The sequence below is a fragment of the Streptomyces sp. A01 genome (genome assembly GCF_059026195.1).
The window spans coordinates 1-19,719 of record NZ_JBWLKN010000044.1 but is presented as its reverse complement, the minus strand read 5'-3'; the positions used below and the strand labels follow the sequence as shown (position 1 = coordinate 19,719).

Genomic DNA, 19,719 nt, shown 5'->3' with positions numbered 1-19,719 from the left:
GATGGTCCTCCACTACCCGGCCGCCGTCCGCTGCACGATGCGGGTGACGTGCACACGGGAGGGGCATTCGAGCTTGTTCATGACCTGCCGGAGGTGGTTGACCACCGTCCATTCCGACAGGTCGAGGGACCGGGCGATCTGCCGGTTGGTCATGCCTTCCGCGACGAGTTCCGCGATCTGGTGCTGCCGTGGCGTGAGCCCCGCCAGCCTGGCGTCCGCTCCGGGAGCCCGCACCGGCTTGGGCAGCGGTGCGGACAACGCGGTGCCCAGGGCGGAATAGAGCGTGGGGCAGTCGCCCGCGCTGGCGGTGCGGGCCGGCTCTGCCTCGCGCGCGTCCCCCGACGCTTCCTTCAGTTGCCCGGCGAGTGCCCGCAGCGCCGCCGCGTCCTCGCTTTGCGGTACGGAGTGCCGCTCGCGCAGCGCTCCGGCGATCGACAGCAGTCTCAGGACGTGGGCTCGCTCAGTGCCGCCTCCGCTCGGCGCCGAGCGAGCTGCCGTCTCCAGTGCGAGCACCACGTCGGCGGGGCTTCCGATGTGCCGGGTGAGGATCTCCATCGCCTCCCTGACCGTGGTGTACGCCTCCGAGGACCGGCCACTTGACTGCCGTACCCGGGCCAGGTGGACCAGCGCGACGGCGCGCGCGTACGGCTCCTCCAAAGCCCGCAGATCCTCCAGGGCCCGCAGCAGCGGCCCCTCCGCGTCCGGCTTGCCCCGTCCCGCCCGGACCAGGGCCAGCAGCCGCCGGGCGTTCGCGGCTCCCCTGACGTCACCGAGCGCGTCGAGTTCGGCGATGGCGAAGTCGGCCTGACGCTCTGCCGCTTCGCTGTCTCCGGCCCGGCGCAGCAACTCGCCCTGGAGCGCGGCCACCCGGGCCCGGCCTCCCGGGTCGCCGGTGCTGCGGTACAGCTCGGCGGCGCGGGTGAGCAGCGCGCGGGCGCACTCCAGTTGCTCGGTCGCCGTCGCCCACCGGCCCGCTGTCTCCAGCGCGTCGGCGAGCAGCGCGGCGTCGCGGGCGTCCCTGACGTCAGCCGCCTCCAGGGCGGTGACGGAGCGGGACAGGATGCCGGCGGACTCGCTGAGCAGGTTGTGTACGGTCCATGCCTCTTCGAGGGCGAGCAGCGTACGTACCGCCGTGGCGTGCTCTCCCTTGGACTGGAAGCGGCGGATCGCGGTCCGGATGTCGGCCAGCCGGGACTGCGCGAGGGCGAGCCAGTGGGCCCGTTCGTCCGCGATACGCAGCCCGCGTTCGGCCGCGATGGCGAACTTCGCGTAGTGGTCGGCGTGCCTGCTGCGGGCCTCGGCCTGCTCTTCCGGGTCCTGGGCGATCCGCTTGCGGTAATAGTTGCGGGTCGCCGTGAGCATTCGGAACTCGGGCTCGCCGCCTTCCCGTTTGGCGCTGACCAGCAGGCTCTTGTGGACCAGGGAGTCCAGTCGGCGGGCGGCCTGCATCAGGGAGAGATTGCCGAGCCGCTGCGCCGTGGGCAGGTCGATGGACGTCTCGCAGACAGCGAGCCGCTGGAGCAGTGCCCGCTCCTCGGCGGAGAGTGCCTGGTCGCCCCATGAGAGCGCTCCCGGCACCGACTGGTGCCGGGTCGGGACGTCCAGCAAGCGGCTGTTGTACGGGTGTGCCCCGCGCCGCAGCTGTTCGAGCAGGGCCCGGGGGCTGAGGGTGCCGACGGCCCGCGCCGTGACCTCGATCGCCAGCGGTACGCCGTCGAGGAGTTCACAGATTTCGGCGATATTCTGCAGTTCGCCACCGTGCAGGATGTCGCTTCGGTAATGCGCCCGTACCCGGTCGATGAACAGCTGGACCGCTACGGAACTGTAGGGCGTCTGCCCCCCGGAACCCACAGGGAAAGGCGCTACGGGGAACAGGTGCTCCGCGTAGACCTCAAGTGAGATACGGCTTGTCAGCAGAACGCGCAGGGACGGGCATTCGCGGAGCAGGGAAGCGACATCCGTGGAGAGCAGTGGCGCCACGAGGTCGCAGTTGTCGAGTACGAGGAGCAGTTCCCGGTCGCCGATCTCGGTGCCGACCCGCTCGGGCAGTGTCAGCGCCGCGGCGTCGGTGCCCACACCCAGCGCCGAGGCGACCTGCCGCCAGGCGATGGTGCGGCTTCCGGTCGAGGCGAGGTCTACGCGGACGACCCCGTCCGCCGCGTAGGGCACGGCCCCGGCGAGCACCGCGTGCGCCAGGGAACTCTTTCCCACCCCGGCAGGTCCGGTGATGGTCAGCAGCCGAATTGCCGGATCATGCAGCATCCCGCAGAGCTCGGCGATTTCCCCATCCCTGCCGAATAACCGGGCGGTATGGGGTTGGTGCGTTTTTTCGCGGTTCATTACGGACAATATGGGAATTGCCTCGCAGACACCGCTATCCATGAGCTGGTTCACGAAATCACTCCCGCCATGACTTCAGGCACGTCGCCTCCGGCCAAGGGCAGCAACACGAGCACTCATCAGTCGTGTGAAGCTGGGCTCGCCAGACCCCCCGATGAGCGCCTCCGTTCGCTCTCCCCCGTGCGCGGTACAAGATGTTTCATAGAGCAGACATCCCCAGGGTCTGCGGCGCGAATAGAGCGCCGCTGGAGTCTCACTGAAACATCTGGCCGCTGAGCATAGCGGGCTTTGCTTGTGCGTCGCGCGTGGATGCGCGAGCCCGAGGTCAGCCCGTGCCCCGGACCTGCGGAAGGGCGTACGCGTCAAGGAACCGGTCGACGAGGCCCGTCACGTAACCGTCATCGAACGTTCCGTTGAAAAACAGCCTCCGGAAGACCATCGGCCCGGCCAGCTTGTCGACCGCCGCCGCCGCCGAGAGCTCGGGAGACAGCTCACCCCGGACCTTCGCCCCCTCGACAATTTCCCGTAGGAGTTCCGTACCTTTGCGGTGGCAATCTTCGAGGATGATGGCACTCGCACGGTCGGCCCTGGCCCGCTCGATCATCACGCGCAGTGCCCGCTCCGCGATGGAGTCGAGCAGCATGGACCGGCAGGCCCGCATTTCGGAGATCAGATCGGTGCGTAACTCTCCCGTCGGCGCGGAATGGTCGACCTCGAAGGAGCGGGCGAGCACGTCGCGTATGAGCATCGCGGACTCGGGCCAATGCCGGTAGAGAGTCGTCCGCCCGACGCCGCTGCGCGCCGCGACAGCGACATGCGTCACCGCGGCCCACCCGTCCTCGATCAGCAACTGCTGCGCCGCCGCCAGCGCCGCCGCCCGGCTCCGCTCCGCACGCGGATCGGGCCCTCGGTGGGCAACACCGAGGGCCGTGCCGTCCGTCTTCGCCATGCATCACGCTCCACGCCAGGGCTTGACTACTGTGGAGCAGTCTGCCCCAGACACCTGTGGACCGCCTACCTCATGAGCCCCGAGACCCGACTTTCCGGCCTGGTCAGACCGGGAAAGCGGCGCAATGTGAACGGTTGACGAACCGGAGCGCGACGGACCGGTACGCCTGACGGACGAGCCGTCCCGGCGGACAGCCCGGCGACGAGGCGCGCCCAAAGCGCGACAAACGGAACGAGTGGACCAGCGGGCCGGCCCAGAGAAGAAAGGCAGACCAGAGCGCAGCCGGAGGTCAGTAAGCCTGGTGTGCTCGCTGCGCTTGATCCGCTTCGGCCGCCAGCGGGCGCTGGCACTCGGGCGGCGGGTCGATCGCGTACGCCCGCAGGAAGCCGTCGACCAGCTCGGTCACGTAATCCCGCTCGAAGCCGCTGTTGGCGACCAGGCGGCGAAAGAACATCGGGCCGAGCAGCAGCCCGATCGCCTCTTCCGTACCCAGCCCCTGCGGCAGGTCGCCCTGCGCCCTGCCGTGCTCGATGATGGCGCCGAGCACCTCGGCGCCCTTGTGGCGGCACGCCTCAAGCACGTCGGCGTACTCGGGGTCGATGGACGCCTGGTCGATGATGACTCGCAGCGCCCTGTCACCGGTCGGGTTCTCCAACAGGCCCTGGAACGCCCGCAGTTCGCAGATCAGGTCCTCTCGGAGGTCACCGGTCCGCGCGGAGTGGTCCACCTGGAAGAGCTTGGCGAGGAGCTGCCGGATGAGCATCGCCGAGTCCGGCCAGTGCCGATAGAGCGTGGTGCGCCCGACGCCGCTGCGCGCCGCGACAGCGACATGCGTTACCGCTGCCCACCCCTCCTCGATCAGAAGTTCCTGCGCCGCGGCCAGCGCCGCCGCCCGGCTCCGCTCCGCGCGCGGATCGGGCCCGCGGCCCGTCACGCCGACTGTCATACCGTCTTTGTCCACTGGGCAACACGCTCCCCGCGAGGGCTTCACCGCCATGGAACGTTCCGCACCACAGCCACGCTTAGCCCCCCGAGGATACCAACCTCCCGGCCATACGATCAGTTCCGCGTAACGGTTATCAGCGGCATCGCTTGCGAGAAGCGTAGCGACGTGCACCCACGATGCGGCGCGAACGAGGGCCCGGACCCCCCGGCTGACCTGCGACGGAAGCCCACAGGGGGTGCCGCGGGGCCGGCGGGGGAGACCGGTTGACCCCGGGAAACGGCCCGCGTGATGTCCACAGGCTGGACACGCCTCCACCAAGGTGGCCCTTGCACGCAGTAGCCGGCGCCAGCCGATGATCACTGACGTCGGCGCGGGAGGCAGCGCGATGAGCGGCCCGGACCGGACGGGCGAAGCGGGGCCGCCGGACCCGGTGGAGCCAGGTCTCCGGAGAGAGTCAGGCAGGTCAGACGGCTGTGGCGGCCGGGGCGGCTGGTGTCGATGAGCCCTGCGAAGCGCTCGCCCCGCCCTCCCGCGAAGACCCCGCCGACAGCACAGCCGCACCGGGCACGTACATCGATACGCGCACCGGCACGCACACCGGCGCGTACATCGGCACGACGCGCTAATTAGCTGGCACTAAACCCGACTTGGCGCGGTCACCCTCGCCCGAGGGCGCCGCGTCACAGCTCCCGCAGCATGCACACCCGAGGCCAGCGGTCGAGGCCGTGCTCGGCCTCGCGGCGGCGGATCGCGCGCAGCCCGGGGGTCAGCTCGTCCTCGGCGAGCGGCCGGAAGCCGCAGCGCCGCTCGTAGTACGGGGCGTTCCACGCCACCTCGGCGAAGGTGGTCAGGGTCACCGCCCGTACACCCTCGGCTGCCGCGCGCGACGCGACGTGGTCGATCAGCGACCGGCCGAGCCCCTGGCCGGAGCTGTCGGGGTGCACGGAGACCTGCTCGATGTGCAGCCGCCTGTCCACCGCGTCCGTCAGCACGTACGCGACAGGCCAGCCGCCCTCGTCCGCCATGACCCACGCCCGGCCCGCCCGCTGGTAGCGGGTGAGCTCCCCGAGCGACGGCGGCTCGTCGTCGGCGATCTCCGGCATGCCGATGTCGCGGAAGCACTGCCCCGCCGCCCGTTCGATGTCTCGCAGCACGGGCAACTCGTCCCGGGTGGTCAGCCTGATACGCATGGGGCCATTGTTCAGCGTGCGTCCGGCCTCGGGACAGCCGCGACGCCCAGCGGATCTGGCCGAAAGCCGCCCAGCGGATCTCGGGAAAGCCGCCTGGCGGATTCGGGAAGGAGCGCCTGAAGGAGCGCCTAGCGGACTTCGGGGAAGCTGAGCGCGTACCCCTGGCTCTTGAGCCACGGCAGCGCCTGGTCCAGCGCCTCGACCGTCTGCCCGCGCAGCCCGCCACCGTCGTGGAAGAGGATCGTGGGCCCCAGGTGCAGCTCGCTCTTGAGCGTGGCGACGATCTGGCTGGTGCCGGGGCGCTCCCAGTCCCTGGTGTCCACGTTCCAGCCGAGCGGGCGCATCCCGTGCGCGGCGGCGATGCGGCGGCTGTCGGGGGTGAAGGCGCCACCGGGCGCGCGGTAGTAGCGCACCTTCGCGCCTCCGGCCGCCTTCTCGATCATGCGCTGGCCGTCGAGGATCTGCCGTTCCTGGTAGGCCACGGACTTCTTGTCCATCGTGCTGTCGTGGTCGACGGAGTGGTCACAGAGCCGGTGCCCGCCCGCGACGATCTTCTTGACCACGTCCGGGTGGGCCTTGGCCTGCGGGCCGATCATGCAGAAGACAGCCTTGACGTTGTGCTTCTTGAGCACCTCAAGCACCTTGGGGGTCCAGGTCGGGTCGGGCCCGTCGTCGATGGTGATGTTGACGGCCTTGCCCCCGCTCTCGGGTGCGTGCGCGATGCTCTCGGGGACCCGCTGTGTGGGCTCGGGCCGCGCTCGGGTCGTCGGAGCGCCCGCGCTCTGCTTGTCGGACACGGAGGTGCCCGGCGCGGCGTCGCCCTCGGACACATCCAGAGCGACGGTGCCCGCGATGCCCGCGGTAAGAGCCAGGGCCGACGCGACCGTAATCGCGATACGCCGCCCCTGGGCGGTCAGTCGTGCCATGAGTCGTACGTCCACTTCCTCGATTGCCAACACATAGGACGTACGGGCCGTACCCCGCGTTCCGTTTGTCCGGGTGTGTGACGGGTCACCCCTGGCAGGCGGCGCGCAGGCGGCGCAGCGCTCGCACGCCGTTCCCGCGCAGACGAAAGTGCCCTCCACCGCCGTGGAGGGCACCACCCGCCGTCCTCCCCAAAGGAAGCGGGTCGCACAACTGGGAGCTGGCGCCGCAGCGTTCCGATGCCTTAGGCAGCACCTTCGGCAGCGGCTGCGGCACCTTCGCGCTGAGAAGGTCAGCAGCGCGGCGGACAGCTCCGTGACCGCCTGATGACTCTCGGTCTTTTCACGTGCACTCCTCGCATCGGCCCACCGGCGCGTCGCCGGTGTCGTGGCCCTCGTCGGCTTGGGCGCCTCGCGACCTGTGTGCGCGGCGCCGGAAAGAAGCTAACTTCCGGAGTGTCACGAGATGATCTTGACGTGGTCACAGCCGATCACTGGCCGGTGCGGCGGCGCCGTCGGGCGCGCTGTAGAACTGCCCGGCCCACCGCCTGAACTTCATGATCGGACCGTCCCCCTTCGCGAGCCGGGGGCGCTCCACGTAGCTCTTGTGCTGCCAGATGGGGATGTCCTCGCGGGTGTCGCGCCAGGTCATCCACGCGAACGGCGCGGCCGTCAGCCCGGCGAGCCGCTGAGCGACCCGTCCGTGACCGGCCCCGGCGAGCCGCACGGCGACGGCCACCCGGATCTGGACGCGGAGGGGGTCCACCGGCGTGACGCAGAACCACGCGCGTGCCTGGGCCCCGAACTGCGGAATGTCGACCTGTACGCGGACGACGCCGAGCCCCTGGATCACCACCTTGGACGCGGGCGTGGTCGAGGCGACCTTCCACCGGGAACGCTCCGAGCGAAGCCGGGTCTCGGTCGCCAGCCGCTCCCCTTCGAACCGCGGCGGGTCGATGACCTCCAGCGTGTATCCGTGGATGGGGAAGAAGTGTCCGTAGTCCACGATGTTCTCGATCACGTCCTGCGGGTGGTCAAGCCGTGTGTGCGTGATCCAGTGCGGCTCGGGAAAGCCCGCCGCGGGTAACGCCTCGATCTCCCACGACGCCGGCTTGCCCAGGGCGTGCTGCCACACGAAGACCATGCCGTCCATCTCCCGGCATTCCAGCGTCGACAGCCGGGCCTTCGGCGGGGCAGTGCCATAGCCGGTCTTGACGCAGGTCCCCTCCGGGTCGAACTGGAAGTGGTGGAAGGGACAGACGATGTTCTCGCCCCGTACGGTCCCGCCGTACCCGAGATGCGCCCCCAGATGCGGGCAGTACGGCCGTACGGCGCGTAACCGCCCGGCCGCCGTGCGGTAGAGCACCACGTCGTCACCCATCAGCCGCCGGGTCAGCACCTTGCCCGGTTTCAGCTCGGCGCTGGCAGCCAGGCCGAACCAGCCGTCCGGGTACGGCAATCGCGGTGTCAGCTGCGTCCGCGACGGCGGCAACGCCCGCTCCTTGCCGGTCAGACGTGACGCCCAGTCCCTCATACCGCCCCCTCCATCCCTGCCGACGCCCACGCCTCGGTCGGCGGCATGCTGCCCGCCCCGGGCCGGGCGGCAATCGAAGGCCCTGGAGCGCGCGGTAGCGCGTAGGGGCTACAGGGGGCGCGAGCCGAGTTGGGTGAGTGCCGGTGGCGCCTGAGCTCATGCGCGTGGACGGGGCGCGTGCCGGTGACGGGCTGGGCCGCGACTCCCCGCGCTCCCGCGCTGCTTAGGGGTCTCCACATCGGCAGCCCCCGGTGCCCTCGTGTCAGCCGTCGGCCGCCAGCCGCTTGCCGTCAGCCTCTGTGTCCTCGATGTCCAGCACGCTGTAGAACTGCCTGCTCCAGTTCCTGAACCTCATGATCGGCCCGTCCCCCTTCGCCAGATGCAGTGGCTGGGCGTATCTCCGGTGCTCCCAGATGTGGAACTCCTTTTTGGTGTCGTACCAGGACAACCAGGTGAACGACCTGGCGGCCAGGTCGGCCACGGCCTCGGCCGCCCTGCCCTGCCCGATCCCGGTGATCCGCGCGCTGGTGGTCATGCGCACGTCGACGTGGGCGTGGTCCACGGGGGTGGGGCAGAACCGGGTGCGCAGCTGAACACCGAGCCGGGGCAGCTGGACCTCGGCGTAGCCGACGCCGACGCCTTGCACGACGACCGACACTTCCGGCACGACCGAGGAGGCCCACGCCGATTCGCCCGTGGCGGCCGGGCGGAACCGGTACGACGTCCCCATGCGGCCTCCGTCGAACCATGCCTCTTTGACGACCTCACTCCTGATGCCGTGGATCGGCACGAAGTGCCCGTAGTCCACGATGTTCTCGATGAAGTCCTGCGGATACTCCACCAGTGCCCGGACGGTGCTGTACGGCCGGGAGAAACCCGAGGACGGCCGGGTGTCGATCTCCCACGAAGGGCGCTCCCCCAGCGCGTGCCGCCACACAAAGACCAAGCCCTCCACCTCGCGGCATTCCGTGGTGGCCAGCCGTGCCTTGGGCGGCGTGGTGCCGTACCCGGTCTTGACGCACATCCCGTCCGCTCCGTACTGGAAATGGTGAAAGGGGCAGACGATGTTCTCGCCGCTCACCGTCCCGCCGTAACCGAGGTGAGCGCCCATGTGCGGACAGTGCGGCTCCGTGGCGCGGACCTGCCCGGCGGTCGTGCGGTACAGCACCACGTCCTCGCCCATCAGCCGCCGGGTGAGGACCTTTCCCGGCTTCACCTCGCCGCTCGCGGCCAGCGCGAACCAGCCGTCCGGATAGGGCCCCCTGGACGCCCGTCGCGCCATCGACGGAGGCAGGCCCGCTTCTCCTCGATCGAACCAGCCCGTCTTCCTGACCTTCATGTCGCCCCTTCCGTGACGGTCGGGGTGCCGCCTCCGCAGCGCACCCGGCGTTCCCCTCTGCCTGCTGCGACCTTCCCGATCGCCGTCCCCCGGCAACCAAGGGACGTGAACGGGCCGTGGTGAACAGGGGGCGCGCCAAGCGCACACGTAGGGGCTCAGCGACACGCACCGGGAATAGCCGCGCATTTCCGGCGGAAAACGGCGTAGTTAGGGGTGGGTTCGGTGCGTACGGCCGAGCTCCCCGTCCTTGATCCTCCGGATCAGCGCCCCGAACGCGGCTGACGTAGTCACCCCGACCACGCTCGGGGCGTCGCTCTCGCGGAAGTGGATCGATCCGTTGGGGCCGGTCGCCACCTCGACGCACTCACCCTCACCTCCACCACTGAACGAAGACTTACGCCAGTTGAGCTGAGACATCGCGCTCTCCATCTGCCAGATCGTCACCGAAGGCGGCCGAACTCCCCGTCCTTGATCCTCCGGATCAGCGCCCCGAACGTGGCTGGCGTAGTCACCCCGACCACGGTCGGAGCGTCACTTTCGCGGAAGTGGATCGCCCCCTCGGGGCCGGTCGCCACCTCGACGCATTCACCCTGTCCGCCAGTGCTGTACGAGGACTTGCGCCATACGAGCTGGGACATCGGACTCCTTCTCACAGTTCATACATGGCGTGCTGGATCAGGCTCAGAGAGTCGCGAGAGTCGTGTGACTCGGGCGGGGTCTCCGGGTCGACGGGAGCAAGCGCCAGTTCGGTCAGCTTCTCGAACATCTTGGCGTACTCATCGATGCGTTCTCCATCCCCCAGGAACACCGAGTTGCTTGGGTGTTCGAGGTACACGGTGCTCAACTCCGGTGTGGACCCTTCGAAGATCAGGAAGGGTCGGCTGTAGGCCGCGTAGGCCCCCTTCTCGAAGGGGAAGATCTGGAGGGTCACATGTGGCAGCCGGGCGACTTCAATGAGCCTCAGCAGTTGCTTGCGCATGAGCCTCGTCCCGCCGATTCGCACTCGCAGCGCGGCTTCGTGGATCACCGCGTGATACGTGGCCGGAGAGTCTTTGTCGAGAATCCGCTGCCGTGCCATCCGGAAGTTCACGTACCCGTCGATACGGTCAAGATCCCCTTCGATCGTCTGAATCACCGCGTCCGCGTAGTCCCGTGTCTGCAGCATGCCGGGAATGAACAGCGGCTCATGCATCCGGATGGCGGTGGAGCGATTCTCCAGCTCCGCCAGGTCGAGGGCACTGCGGCCCATCACGTCGCGATGCTCGTCCCACCAACCTTTTCCCCGTTCCTGTGCCATCTCCATGAGCCCGTCGAAGAGCGGGCCCTGTGGGCAGCCGTACTCCCGCAGAAGCTTGTAGAGCCGGTTGCGCGACACATCGATCCGTCCGGCCTCGATGTTGCTGATGCGAGCGCGATCGGCATCCAGGATCACAGCGGCCTGATCGCCGGAGAGTCCGGCCCGATTGCGCAACTTACGCAGCTCTGCGCCGAGTCGGCGCTGACGCTCGCTCGGCGCACTTCTAGGTGACATGCACTCCTCCTCGTAGTTCCAGGCAGTCTGCCCAGCGCCGCGCGGGCGGGTCCACCAAATGCGCAGCCCACCACTCGTGCGGGGGAACTTCTGCGAAAAGGTTGCGATTCAGGAAAACCGTTCCCTACCGTCAGCACCACAACTCGCCCGCCGCGCACGAGGCATAACCACACGTGATTCAGGGCCACTTGGCCCGCGCAGGGGCACCCCGGCACCCACATTGCAGGAGGCCGCGTCATGCGACCCGAACCCTCCCCCAGCCGCCTCGTCTCGCTCGTCTTCCCGCCCGAGCCCATCTGGGTCCGTACCGCGCGTGAAGCCGTACGGGCCCTCCTCATCGCGGCTCACCGGAGCGATCTGACCGACCTCGCCTTGCTGCTCACCTCCGAGATGGTCACCAACGCGGTCAACGCCTGTGCCAGCAAAGGCTGTTCGACGCCCGTCACGCTTTTCGCCGAGTGGGCTGTCGGCGCCGCCGACCCGTACCGGCTGCGGGTACTCGTGCACGACGAGGCGCCCGGCCTTCCCGTCTGCCAGGCGCCTGCCGTGAGCGACGAGCGCGGACGCGGCATGCTGCTGATCTCGGGCGGCGCCGACGCCTGGGGCGTCTGTACGCACGCACCGGGGCCGGGGAAGTCCACCTGGTTCGAGCTGGGCGCGCGGGCGGCGGCCCGCTGAGAGCGGTGCGGGGCGGGTGCGCTCAGTCCACGGCAGCCGCGCCGTCGGCGATCGCGCCCGCGACCTCCTCCGTACGGGCCTGCTCCTCGCGGGCGAAGCGTTCCGCGTCGAGCTGGTCGGCCAGGCCCTCATCCTGGGACATCAGCGCGTCGAGGTTGCTGTCGCCCAGTTCGAGCACGCCGAGGTCCACGTAGGCGCGCTGGAGGCGTTCGCCCCACAGACCTATGTCCTTCACGCACGGGACGATCCGGCTGAACAGCAGCTTGCGGAAGAGCTGGAGGAACTCGGAGTTCTCGGTGTATTCGGCGGCCTCGGCGGCCGGTATGCCGAAGTTCTCCAGCACCTCGACGCCGCGCAGCCGGTCCCGCATCAGGTAGCAGCCGTCGATGACGAAATCCTCGCGTTCGCGCCGCTCGGCGTCCGTCAGCTGCCGGTAGTAGTCGCGCAGCGCCATCCGGCCGAAGGCGACATGCCTGGCCTCGTCCTGCATCACGTACGTGAGGATCTGCTTCGGCAGCGGCTTGTTGGTCGTGTCGCGGATCATGCCGAAGGCGGCGAGTGCCAGGCCCTCGATCAGTACCTGCATGCCGAGGTAGGGCATGTCCCAGCGGGAGTCGCTGAGGGTGTCGCTGAGCAGCGACTGGAGGTTGTCGTTGACCGGGTAGACCGTGCCGACCTTCTCGTCGAGGAAGCGGCCGTAGATCTCGGCGTGCCTGGCCTCGTCCATGGTCTGGGTCGCCGAGTAGAACTTCGCGTCCAGGTCGGGCACGGACTCCACGATCCGCGCGGCGCACACCATGGCGCCCTGCTCACCGTGGAGGAACTGGCTGAACTGCCAGGAGGCGAAGTGGTGGCGCAGTTCGGCCTTGTCCCTGCCGGTCATCAGGGGCCAGTACCTGGTGCCGTACAGGGCGAGTGACTCGTCGGGCGCGCCCAGCGGGTCGTCCGGATCGACGTCCAGGTCCCAGTCGATGCGGGTGGCGGAGTCCCACTGCTTGTCCTTGCCCTTCTGGTACAGGGCGAGCAGCCGTTCGCGGCCGGCGCTGTCCTGCTGCCCGGGGTACATGGCCTGCCAGCTGAAGCGGGCCGCGCCGGTGGCCGGAACCAGCGCCGTCGCGACCGGCGCCTCGCCCGTACCGGGGGCTGAAGGAGCCACGGGGAGTCCTGAGACGGGCGGATGACCTGGGCTGTGTGCGTAGAGTCCGTGCGTCGTCACTGACGCCTCCTTCGCCTCGCCGCGCCCCGTCACGAGCGGGCATCCCGTGGACGGGCGGATATTTGAGACTCACACGGGTGTTACCGCCCAGTCAACAACTTGCATCAAGGGGATTGACTGGCTTGCTGACAAGCAGTCTCATAAGAGCGTGACCGCGGGTAACCCACAAGCGAGGTGTCCTCAGCCATGACGACGATGACCGAAATCGAGATGCTCCGGGACGCCCTCGGACAGCTCAAGGACCGTGAGCAGGTGGCGGAGCGGCTGCTCGACTCCTCCGCCAAGCACTCCTTCGACCCCGACACCGAACTCGACTGGGAAGCGCCCTTCGAGGACGGGAAGTGGTTCTGGCCGCCGGAGCTGGTCTCGCTCTACGACACCCCTATGTGGAAGCAGATGTCGGAGGAGCAGCGCATCCTCCTCTCCCGCCACGAGTCCGCCGCGCTCGCCTCGCTCGGCATCTGGTTCGAGATCATCCTGATGCAGCTGCTCATACGGCACATATACGACCGCCCGGCCACCAGCGCCCACGTCCGCTACGCCCTCACCGAGATAGCCGACGAGTGCCGCCACTCCATGATGTTCGCGCGCCTCATTCAGCGCTCCGACGTCCCCGCGTACCCCGTCTCGCGGATTCACCACAACCTCGGCCGCCTCTTCAAGACCATCTCCACCACGCCCGGTTCCTTCACGGCGACCCTGCTCGGCGAGGAGATCCTGGACTGGATGCAGCGCCTGACCTTCCCCGACGAGCGCGTCCAGCCGCTGGTGCGCGGTGTCACCCGCATCCACGTCGTGGAGGAGGCCCGGCACGTCCGGTACGCGCGTGAGGAGCTGCGCCGCCAGATGGTGCGCGCGCCGCGCTGGGAGGCCGAGTTCACCCGGCTCGTCTCCGGCGAGTTCGCCCGCGTCTTCTCCGTCGCCTTCGTCAACCCGAAGGTCTACACGGACGTCGGCCTCGACCGCCGTGAAGCCGTCGCCCAGGTCAAGGCGAGCGGCCACCGCCGCGAGGTCATGCAGACCGGCGCCAAGCGGCTGACGGACTTCCTGGACGACATCGGCGTCCTGCGCGGCCCCGGCCGCGCCCTGTGGAAGAGCTCGGGCCTGCTCGCCTGACCCATCTGCTTCCTCCAGCTCCCCCCCCAGCTCCCCGCACCCGCCCCGCCCCGACCGCCCGCGCCAGGCGGCCCGGCCGACTGGCGGGGGACGTTCAACACGCCCCCCGCCGAGGCGGTTACGCTGCTTGCCATGAGAGGCACCCCTTCATGACCAGCGGCGGGACCGCACCCGCGGCGCCGACGGAGCCCCGGCCCGCCCCCCGCGGCGCCTACCGCAGGCTCAGTGTCGAGGAGCGCCGCGCCGAGTTGCTCGCCGCGGCGCTGGACCTGTTCGCCCACCGGCCGCCGGAGGAGGTCTCGTTGGACGATGTCGCAGCAGCCGCCGGGGCCTCCCGCCCTCTCGTGTACCGCTACTTCCCCGGCGGCAAGCAGCAGTTGTACGAGGCGGTCCTGAGCAGCGCCGCCGACCAGTTGCAGCGCTGCTTCGACGAGCCGCAGCAGGGGCCGCTCACCGCGCGGCTGCGCAGGGCGCTCGACCGTTTCCTCGGATTCGTGGACGAGCACGACACGGGTTTCTCCGCGCTGCTCCAGGGCGGCAGCGTCGTCGAGACGTCCCGTACGAACACCATCGTCGACAGGGTCCGGCGCACCGCCGCCGAGCAGATCCTCGTCCATCTCGGCGCCCCGGAGCCAGGCCAGCGGCTGCGGATGATGGTCCGCACATGGATCAGCGCGGTCGAGGCCGCGTCCCTCATCTGGCTGGACGAGGGAAAGCAGCCGCCCATCGAGGAGCTGCGCGACTGGCTGCTCGACCACTTCATCGCGCTGCTGACGGCGACCGGTGCCGGCGACCCGGAGACCGCCGAGGTGGCGCGGTCGGCGCTCGCCCAGGAAGTCGCGGACGGCGCGGTCGGCGATCTGGTCCGCCGCATCCTGCCCCTCGTCGGTGACGCGGGGCATCTGCTCTGAGGATCTTGGTCCGCGGTCCGCCGCCTCCGTGGCGTGGCCCCCTGCGCCCGGCTCGGCGCCCGGTGTGACACTGGTGGTGTGAGAAGCGTAGAAACGCCCTTTGTCGGCGGGCCGCTGGACGGCCGGGTGCTGCCAGTGCTGACCGGGGCGACCGGGCAGCCGCCGAAGACGTACGAGGTGCCGGTACCCAACGACGACGGCACTCCGCCGACCGTCTACGTCTACGTCCGCGCGCCCGCGGCGATCTCCAAACGGCTGGGGGTGCCGCGCGGCTGGCTCTACGAGTACGCGCCCGACGGCAAGCCCGCCAGCGGCCTCAAGTGGCCTTGGTCGAAGCCAGGCTGATACTCCCACTCGCTCCCGGCCACCCGTCGGGACATCCTCCGTTCCAGTTTTGGTACGGACCATTGACACCTCTGGTCTAGTCCTTGTTTGCTGCTTGCGCGGCGAGAGCCGCTTCTGTGCCTCCCTGGCCGTCCCCCACCCACAGAAGCGCTCTCCCGCCCTCGACCCGTACGCCCCACTCGTACCGCAGTCGAACGAGGAGCCGCCCCCATGCGCCCGCACCCGCGCCCCCGCCCGCACCTCCACGCGAGATCCCTCGGCACCGTGCTCGCCGCCGCCACCGCCCTGGCCGTGACCGCCCTCGCCGCACCCGCCTCCGCTGCCCGGCCCGCCCCGCCCCGGGCAGCGGACCCCGCTCCGGCCGCCACCGCCCCGGCGGCCGCCCTCCCCGAGCACGCCCTCGTCGGCTATCTGCACGCCAGCTTCGCCAACGGCTCCGGCTACACCCGCGTGGCCGACGTCCCCGACAGCTGGGACGTCATCGACCTCGCCTTCGGTGAGCCCACGTCCACCACCTCGGGGGACATCCGGTTCGGCCTGTGCCCCAAGAGCGCGTGCCCGAACGTGGAGACCGAGGCCGAGTTCAAGGCCGCCATCAAGGCCAAGCAGGCGGCGGGCAAGAGGGTCCTCATCTCCATCGGCGGCCAGAACGGGCAGGTCCGGCTGGAGACGACCGCCGCCCGCGACAAGTTCGTGTCCTCGGTGAGCGCCATCATCGACCGCTACGGGCTCGACGGCCTCGACATCGACTTCGAGGGGCACTCGCTGTCCCTCAACACCGGCGACACCGACTTCAAGAACCCAAGGACGCCCGCCATCGTCCATCTCATCTCGGCCGTGAAGACCCTCAAGGCCAGATACGGGGCGGGTTTCACCCTCACCATGGCGCCGGAGACGTTCTTCGTGCAGCTCGGCTACCAGTTCTACGGCTCCGGGCCCTGGGGCGGGCAGGACCCGCGCGCCGGGGCGTACCTCCCGGTCATCCACGCACTGCGCGACGACCTCACCCTGCTGCACGTACAGGACTACAACTCGGGGCCGATCATGGGTCTCGACAACCAGTACCACACCATGGGCGGCGCGGACTTCCACATCGCCATGACCGACATGCTGCTCACCGGTTTCCCCGTCGCGGGCAACAAGAACAACGTCTTCCCGGCCCTCGCCCCGTCCCAGGTCGCCATCGGCCTCCCGGCGAGCACCCACGCGGGCAACGGCCACACCCCTCCCGCCGAGGTCAACAAGGCGCTGAACTGCCTGACGAGGAGAACAGACTGCGGCAGCTACCAGACCCACGGAAGCTGGCCCGCGCTGCGCGGGCTGATGAGCTGGTCCATCAACTGGGACTCCTTCAACGGGCGTGAGTTCTCGAAGAACTTCGACGCCTATTTCGGGCGGTAACCCGCAGGGGGACGGGATCTACGGGCCCACGAGCCCTGGCGAAGTGGCCTGGGGGCCCGGCGGTGGTCCGGGAGCCGGGCGATCCGGTGGCCCGGAAGCACGGCGACCCGCCGTACCCGTCCATCGGACGAGTGACGGCATTAGCCGGAATCGCCGTATAAAAATATAGAAAGCATGACCACGCGTGCCACGATCCACCTGGGCCGGACCACCCGACCGGCCACCGGAACCAGGCGGAGGTGAGCCCATGTCAGGACAGCCGAAAAGGCGGCGCATACGACCGGCGTGCGTGCTGGCGCTCGCCGCCGGACTGACGCTCCCCCTGACTCCACCCGCCACCGCTGCCGCCCCGGCGCTCACCCCCGCCCGGCCGGCCGAGCCGGACGGCACCTCCGTCAGTGCCCTGCTGACCCGGCTTCAGACCCACTACCGCAAGGCCGAGGAAGCCAGCGAGCGGTACAACGCGACCGAGGAGAAGCTCAGCGCGCAGCGCCGTACCACCCAGCGGCTGGTCACCCGGCTCACGGCCACCCGCGAGGACCTCGCCGACGCCCGCGACCGCGCGGGCGGCATCGCCCGCCAGCACTACCGGCACGGCGCCGGGTTCTCCCGCTCCGTACGCGTCATCCTCAGCCGCCGCCCCGAGCGGGCGCTGGACGAGGACCACCAGCTGAGCCGGGCCGTCGAACGGCACGCCGCCATCCAGGCGCGGCTGGCCGACGCGGAGGTGCGGGACGACTTCCACGCCTCCCGGGCCCGTACCGCGCTCGACCGCCAGCGGGAACTCACCGAACGGCGCAAGCGGCAGCGCGACGCGGTGCGCGGGCGGCTGGAGGAAGTGGAGGGCCTGCTCGCGTCGCTGAGCGAGAGCCGGCTCGACCAGCTGCGGCGGCTGGAGGCACGGAGCGTGGACGCCGCCCAGCGCCGGCTGATCAGGTCGGGCGCCCTTGGCGCGCCCGGCGCACCCCGCAAGGCGGCTGCGGCGGGGAAGGCGGCGGCGGGGTCGCCCTCGGAGGCTGGCGCGCGGGCGGTGCGGTACGCGTTCGACCAGCTCGGCAAGCCGTACGCCTGGGGGGCGGAGGGGCCGGACTCCTTCGACTGCTCCGGGCTCACCTCCCAGGCGTGGGCGCACGCGGGGCGGACGATCCCGCGCACCAGCCAGCAGCAGTGGCGAGCGCTTTCCCGGGTGCCCCTGAAGCAGCTGCGCCCCGGCGACCTGGTGATCTATTTCAAGGGCGCCACGCATGTCGCGCTGTACATCGGCGACGGCCGCGTCGTGCAGGCACCGCGCCCCGGTGCGGTCGTGAAGGTCTCGCCGATCGCGGCGAACCCGCTGCTCGGCGCCGTACGTCCCGATCCGGGGCAGCGTCCGATGCACGGCTACGTCCCGCCGGAGGTCCCCGCCGGAGCGAGCGACGGCAAGGACACCGGCTACGGCTCCGCCACGGCCCCGCGCGCCTGACCGGCACCAGCGGGCGTCACAGGACCTACCCGAGGGCGGCACGCCGTCGCCGGCCGTCGCGCCCGCCGAGACACCACACCCGCCCCGGGCGGCGCGCCACTCCCGGAGCGGCGCACCTGCCCCAGGCGCGCCTCAGACGGCGGGCTGGGCCGGGCCCTCGGCGCCGGTCCTGTCCTGGGCCGGGACCTCAGCTGAGCCCTGGGCCTGGTCCTGGGCCTGCGCCGCGGTGACCTCCGCCAGGTACGCCTCGGTCTTCTCCGGCTCAGAGAAGCAAGCCCACGGCTCTACAGGCGATCTACCAGCAGGTTTCCCCCAACTGAGGTCCCCATAGGAGGCCGTGGGCCGTCTGTGGGCCGTCTGTGGGCCGTCAGACCGAACGCCGGGCCTTGTCGTAGACAGTCGCGATCGCCGTGCGCGTGCGTTCCTGGCTGCTCGGCATGAGGTGGGCGTAGATCCTCAGCGTCAGGGCCGCGTTGCTGTGGCCAAGGTACTCACTGACGGCCTTGATGTTCTCCCCGCCGTCCAAGAGGGCTGACGCGTAGAAGTGCCTCAGCGCGTGCATGCCGTGCTCGCGAGCGGCAGCATAGCCGTCTGCCTTCGTCTCAGGTTCGGGGATGACTCCGGCCGCGACGAGGGCGGGCTTCCACGATTCCTCGTTCAGGTTCGGGCGCCACACGTGGTTTCCGCCCGGCGCCATGAAGATGAGCCGCCTGGTCATCTTCCGGCCGTCCGGCGTCTTCCAGGGCAGCGTGATCTCAACTGGCGGGAACTGCTTCATGTGGGCCCTGAGCGCGTCGGCCACAGGGCCCGGCAGCGGAACATCCCGCGTCTTGCCACCCTTGGGGAGCGCGAACACGGGCTTACTGCGGCTGAGCTTGAGTTGCTGGACCACGTGAAGCGTGTCGGATTCGAAGTCGAGAGCGTCTATGGCAATGCCAAGGTTCTCCCCCTGTCGCATGCCGCAGCCCGCGCCTAGATCGACCATCGCCTGATACCCGTCCGGCATGGCTGCCTGCACGGCGAACACTCGCTCAGCAGACCATGGCACCACACGCATGGGGTCAATCGTCGGCGGCTTCACGGAACGCACAGAGACCGGGTTTCGGCTCAGGTAGCCGTCGTCCACGGCGGCGCCTAGAGCAACGCGTACATTCGCGTAGATGATCCGGCCGTACGAGCCGGGCACGCTCGCTTCGAGCGCTGCCACCCACTCACGGATGTGTTCCGGCTTGAACGGCCCGAGCGGGCGAGACCCGATGTACGGGAAGGCGTGCAGCCGGAGTTGGGAGTTCATGGACTCGATGGTGTTCGGGTCGGCCCCGAGCGTCTTGAGCCACTTCTCGGTGTACTGCTGAAACGTCGTCTTGGCTGCGCGAGGATCGGTGTACTGGCCACTGTCCATGTCGGCTTCAATCTTGGTGAGCCACTTCTCCGCGAGGCGTTTTTGTCCGTCGGGGAAGCTCTTGTGCTTCTCGGTTCCGTCGGGGCCGATGTAGCGGGCGCGGTAGCGCATGCCGGTGTTGTGGCGGTCGGTCTTGACGCGCCTGGTCTTGCCGTCGTCTGCGGTCTCGTCCTTGTACCAGCGGTCTTGGATGTGGCCAGCCATGGGCGGGTTGCTCCTCGGTGGTTTCGTCACGGGGGCGCTCGCGAGTGCGGCCGGGGCGCGGTGGGGCGTTGGCGGGTGCGTTTGCCGGTTGGCGCGGGGTGGTCGCTAGTCGCTAGGTGCCTGGTCATGGGCGTCTTGGGTCGCTAGCAAGGTCGCTAGTCTTCTGAGTCAGGAATTCTGTTCAGATATGAAGCGAGGCGTTCGAGGATTTCGTCGGCGGTCTTGGTCCAGA

18 protein-coding genes and 1 pseudogene are annotated in these 19,719 nt (G+C 69.6%); 7 read left to right on the top strand and 12 right to left on the bottom strand.

Annotated elements, in window-relative coordinates; translation table 11 throughout:
- Positions 1 to 12: 12 nt before the first annotated feature.
- From AC5P1B_RS33700 to AC5P1B_RS33690, 3 genes are all read right to left on the bottom strand, one after another.
- Positions 13 to 2,340, bottom strand: coding sequence for a winged helix-turn-helix domain-containing protein (locus tag AC5P1B_RS33700; protein WP_493891818.1), 2,328 nt, complete (start codon positions 2,338 to 2,340; stop codon positions 13 to 15).
- Between the two features lie 325 nt (positions 2,341 to 2,665).
- Entirely contained in the window at positions 2,666 to 3,289 is a 624-nt protein-coding gene (locus AC5P1B_RS33695) for a TetR-like C-terminal domain-containing protein (protein ID WP_493891817.1), read from the bottom strand.
- A gap of 289 nt (positions 3,290 to 3,578) precedes the next feature.
- A complete protein-coding gene (locus AC5P1B_RS33690) occupies positions 3,579 to 4,235 on the bottom strand; it encodes a TetR-like C-terminal domain-containing protein (protein ID WP_493891816.1) in 657 nt (218 codons plus the stop codon).
- A gap of 473 nt (positions 4,236 to 4,708) precedes the next feature.
- Here AC5P1B_RS33690 and AC5P1B_RS33685 point away from each other — a divergent pair, with 473 nt between their 5' ends.
- On the top strand, positions 4,709 to 4,861 hold the full coding sequence (locus AC5P1B_RS33685) for a hypothetical protein (RefSeq protein WP_493891815.1): 153 nt from the start codon (positions 4,709 to 4,711) through the stop codon (positions 4,859 to 4,861).
- Between the two features lie 54 nt (positions 4,862 to 4,915).
- Here the strand turns inward: AC5P1B_RS33685 and AC5P1B_RS33680 are convergent, their stop codons facing one another.
- The 7 genes from AC5P1B_RS33680 to AC5P1B_RS33650 form a co-directional block, all read right to left on the bottom strand.
- The gene (locus AC5P1B_RS33680) at positions 4,916 to 5,425 is read right to left on the bottom strand and encodes a GNAT family N-acetyltransferase (protein WP_493891814.1); all 510 of its coding nucleotides are present in this window, start codon (positions 5,423 to 5,425) and stop codon (positions 4,916 to 4,918) included.
- A 128-nt stretch (positions 5,426 to 5,553) separates the two neighbouring features.
- Positions 5,554 to 6,351, bottom strand: a complete 798-nt coding sequence (locus tag AC5P1B_RS33675; RefSeq protein WP_493891841.1) for a polysaccharide deacetylase family protein — start codon at positions 6,349 to 6,351, stop codon at positions 5,554 to 5,556.
- A 478-nt stretch (positions 6,352 to 6,829) separates the two neighbouring features.
- Positions 6,830 to 7,882 (bottom strand): aromatic ring-hydroxylating oxygenase subunit alpha, encoded by a 1,053-nt coding sequence (locus AC5P1B_RS33670; RefSeq protein WP_493891813.1) that lies wholly within the window; start codon positions 7,880 to 7,882, stop codon positions 6,830 to 6,832.
- A 262-nt stretch (positions 7,883 to 8,144) separates the two neighbouring features.
- Positions 8,145 to 9,221 carry a Rieske 2Fe-2S domain-containing protein gene (locus AC5P1B_RS33665; RefSeq protein WP_493891812.1) on the bottom strand — a complete coding sequence of 359 codons (1,077 nt, stop codon included), beginning with the start codon at positions 9,219 to 9,221 and terminating at the stop codon, positions 8,145 to 8,147.
- Positions 9,222 to 9,428: 207 nt separating this feature from the next.
- Complete coding sequence (locus AC5P1B_RS33660) at positions 9,429 to 9,638, bottom strand: DUF397 domain-containing protein (RefSeq protein ID WP_493891811.1); 210 nt, start codon at positions 9,636 to 9,638, stop codon at positions 9,429 to 9,431.
- Positions 9,639 to 9,661: 23 nt separating this feature from the next.
- On the bottom strand, positions 9,662 to 9,859 hold the full coding sequence (locus AC5P1B_RS33655) for a DUF397 domain-containing protein (RefSeq protein ID WP_493891810.1): 198 nt from the start codon (positions 9,857 to 9,859) through the stop codon (positions 9,662 to 9,664).
- A gap of 11 nt (positions 9,860 to 9,870) precedes the next feature.
- Complete coding sequence (locus AC5P1B_RS33650; RefSeq protein ID WP_493891809.1) at positions 9,871 to 10,752, bottom strand: helix-turn-helix domain-containing protein; 882 nt, start codon at positions 10,750 to 10,752, stop codon at positions 9,871 to 9,873.
- A gap of 237 nt (positions 10,753 to 10,989) precedes the next feature.
- On the opposite strand from AC5P1B_RS33650, the gene AC5P1B_RS33645 reads away from it, so the two are divergent.
- Complete coding sequence (locus AC5P1B_RS33645) at positions 10,990 to 11,430, top strand: ATP-binding protein (RefSeq protein WP_493891808.1); 441 nt, start codon at positions 10,990 to 10,992, stop codon at positions 11,428 to 11,430.
- A gap of 22 nt (positions 11,431 to 11,452) precedes the next feature.
- Here the strand turns inward: AC5P1B_RS33645 and AC5P1B_RS33640 are convergent, their stop codons facing one another.
- A complete protein-coding gene (locus AC5P1B_RS33640; protein WP_493891840.1) occupies positions 11,453 to 12,496 on the bottom strand; it encodes a ferritin-like domain-containing protein in 1,044 nt (347 codons plus the stop codon).
- Between the two features lie 336 nt (positions 12,497 to 12,832).
- On the opposite strand from AC5P1B_RS33640, the gene AC5P1B_RS33635 reads away from it, so the two are divergent.
- From AC5P1B_RS33635 to AC5P1B_RS33615, 5 genes and pseudogenes are all read left to right on the top strand, one after another.
- Positions 12,833 to 13,762 (top strand): AurF N-oxygenase family protein, encoded by a 930-nt coding sequence (locus tag AC5P1B_RS33635; protein ID WP_493891807.1) that lies wholly within the window; start codon positions 12,833 to 12,835, stop codon positions 13,760 to 13,762.
- 149 nt (positions 13,763 to 13,911) lie between these two features.
- The gene (locus tag AC5P1B_RS33630) at positions 13,912 to 14,673 is read left to right on the top strand and encodes a TetR/AcrR family transcriptional regulator (protein ID WP_493891806.1); all 762 of its coding nucleotides are present in this window, start codon (positions 13,912 to 13,914) and stop codon (positions 14,671 to 14,673) included.
- Positions 14,674 to 14,751: 78 nt separating this feature from the next.
- The gene (locus tag AC5P1B_RS33625) at positions 14,752 to 15,018 is read left to right on the top strand and encodes a DUF8847 domain-containing protein (protein WP_493891805.1); all 267 of its coding nucleotides are present in this window, start codon (positions 14,752 to 14,754) and stop codon (positions 15,016 to 15,018) included.
- Between the two features lie 384 nt (positions 15,019 to 15,402).
- Positions 15,403 to 16,419: pseudogene (locus AC5P1B_RS33620) on the top strand (chitinase); the annotation flags it as partial.
- 247 nt (positions 16,420 to 16,666) lie between these two features.
- Positions 16,667 to 17,881, top strand: a complete 1,215-nt coding sequence (locus AC5P1B_RS33615; RefSeq protein WP_493891804.1) for a C40 family peptidase — start codon at positions 16,667 to 16,669, stop codon at positions 17,879 to 17,881.
- A 367-nt stretch (positions 17,882 to 18,248) separates the two neighbouring features.
- Here AC5P1B_RS33615 and AC5P1B_RS33610 read toward each other — a convergent pair whose 3' ends face one another.
- Entirely contained in the window at positions 18,249 to 19,487 is a 1,239-nt protein-coding gene (locus tag AC5P1B_RS33610) for a tyrosine-type recombinase/integrase (protein ID WP_493891803.1), read from the bottom strand.
- Positions 19,488 to 19,719: the final 232 nt, after the last annotated feature.

Bases quoted from the DNA above. Each gene is read 5' to 3' on its own strand.
- AC5P1B_RS33700 (WP_493891818.1), bottom strand. From the start codon at position 2,340: ATGAACCGCGAAAAAACGCACCAACCCCATACCGCCCGGTTATTCGGC.
- AC5P1B_RS33695 (WP_493891817.1), bottom strand. From the start codon at position 3,289: ATGGCGAAGACGGACGGCACGGCCCTCGGTGTTGCCCACCGAGGGCCC.
- AC5P1B_RS33690 (WP_493891816.1), bottom strand. From the start codon at position 4,235: ATGACAGTCGGCGTGACGGGCCGCGGGCCCGATCCGCGCGCGGAGCGG.
- AC5P1B_RS33680 (WP_493891814.1), bottom strand. From the start codon at position 5,425: ATGCGTATCAGGCTGACCACCCGGGACGAGTTGCCCGTGCTGCGAGAC.
- AC5P1B_RS33675 (WP_493891841.1), bottom strand. From the start codon at position 6,351: ATGGCACGACTGACCGCCCAGGGGCGGCGTATCGCGATTACGGTCGCG.
- AC5P1B_RS33670 (WP_493891813.1), bottom strand. From the start codon at position 7,882: ATGAGGGACTGGGCGTCACGTCTGACCGGCAAGGAGCGGGCGTTGCCG.
- AC5P1B_RS33665 (WP_493891812.1), bottom strand. From the start codon at position 9,221: ATGAAGGTCAGGAAGACGGGCTGGTTCGATCGAGGAGAAGCGGGCCTG.
- AC5P1B_RS33660 (WP_493891811.1), bottom strand. From the start codon at position 9,638: ATGTCTCAGCTCAACTGGCGTAAGTCTTCGTTCAGTGGTGGAGGTGAG.
- AC5P1B_RS33655 (WP_493891810.1), bottom strand. From the start codon at position 9,859: ATGTCCCAGCTCGTATGGCGCAAGTCCTCGTACAGCACTGGCGGACAG.
- AC5P1B_RS33650 (WP_493891809.1), bottom strand. From the start codon at position 10,752: ATGTCACCTAGAAGTGCGCCGAGCGAGCGTCAGCGCCGACTCGGCGCA.
- AC5P1B_RS33645 (WP_493891808.1), top strand. From the start codon at position 10,990: ATGCGACCCGAACCCTCCCCCAGCCGCCTCGTCTCGCTCGTCTTCCCG.
- AC5P1B_RS33640 (WP_493891840.1), bottom strand. From the start codon at position 12,496: ATGTACCCCGGGCAGCAGGACAGCGCCGGCCGCGAACGGCTGCTCGCC.
- AC5P1B_RS33635 (WP_493891807.1), top strand. From the start codon at position 12,833: ATGACGACGATGACCGAAATCGAGATGCTCCGGGACGCCCTCGGACAG.
- AC5P1B_RS33630 (WP_493891806.1), top strand. From the start codon at position 13,912: ATGACCAGCGGCGGGACCGCACCCGCGGCGCCGACGGAGCCCCGGCCC.
- AC5P1B_RS33615 (WP_493891804.1), top strand. From the start codon at position 16,667: ATGTCAGGACAGCCGAAAAGGCGGCGCATACGACCGGCGTGCGTGCTG.
- AC5P1B_RS33610 (WP_493891803.1), bottom strand. From the start codon at position 19,487: ATGGCTGGCCACATCCAAGACCGCTGGTACAAGGACGAGACCGCAGAC.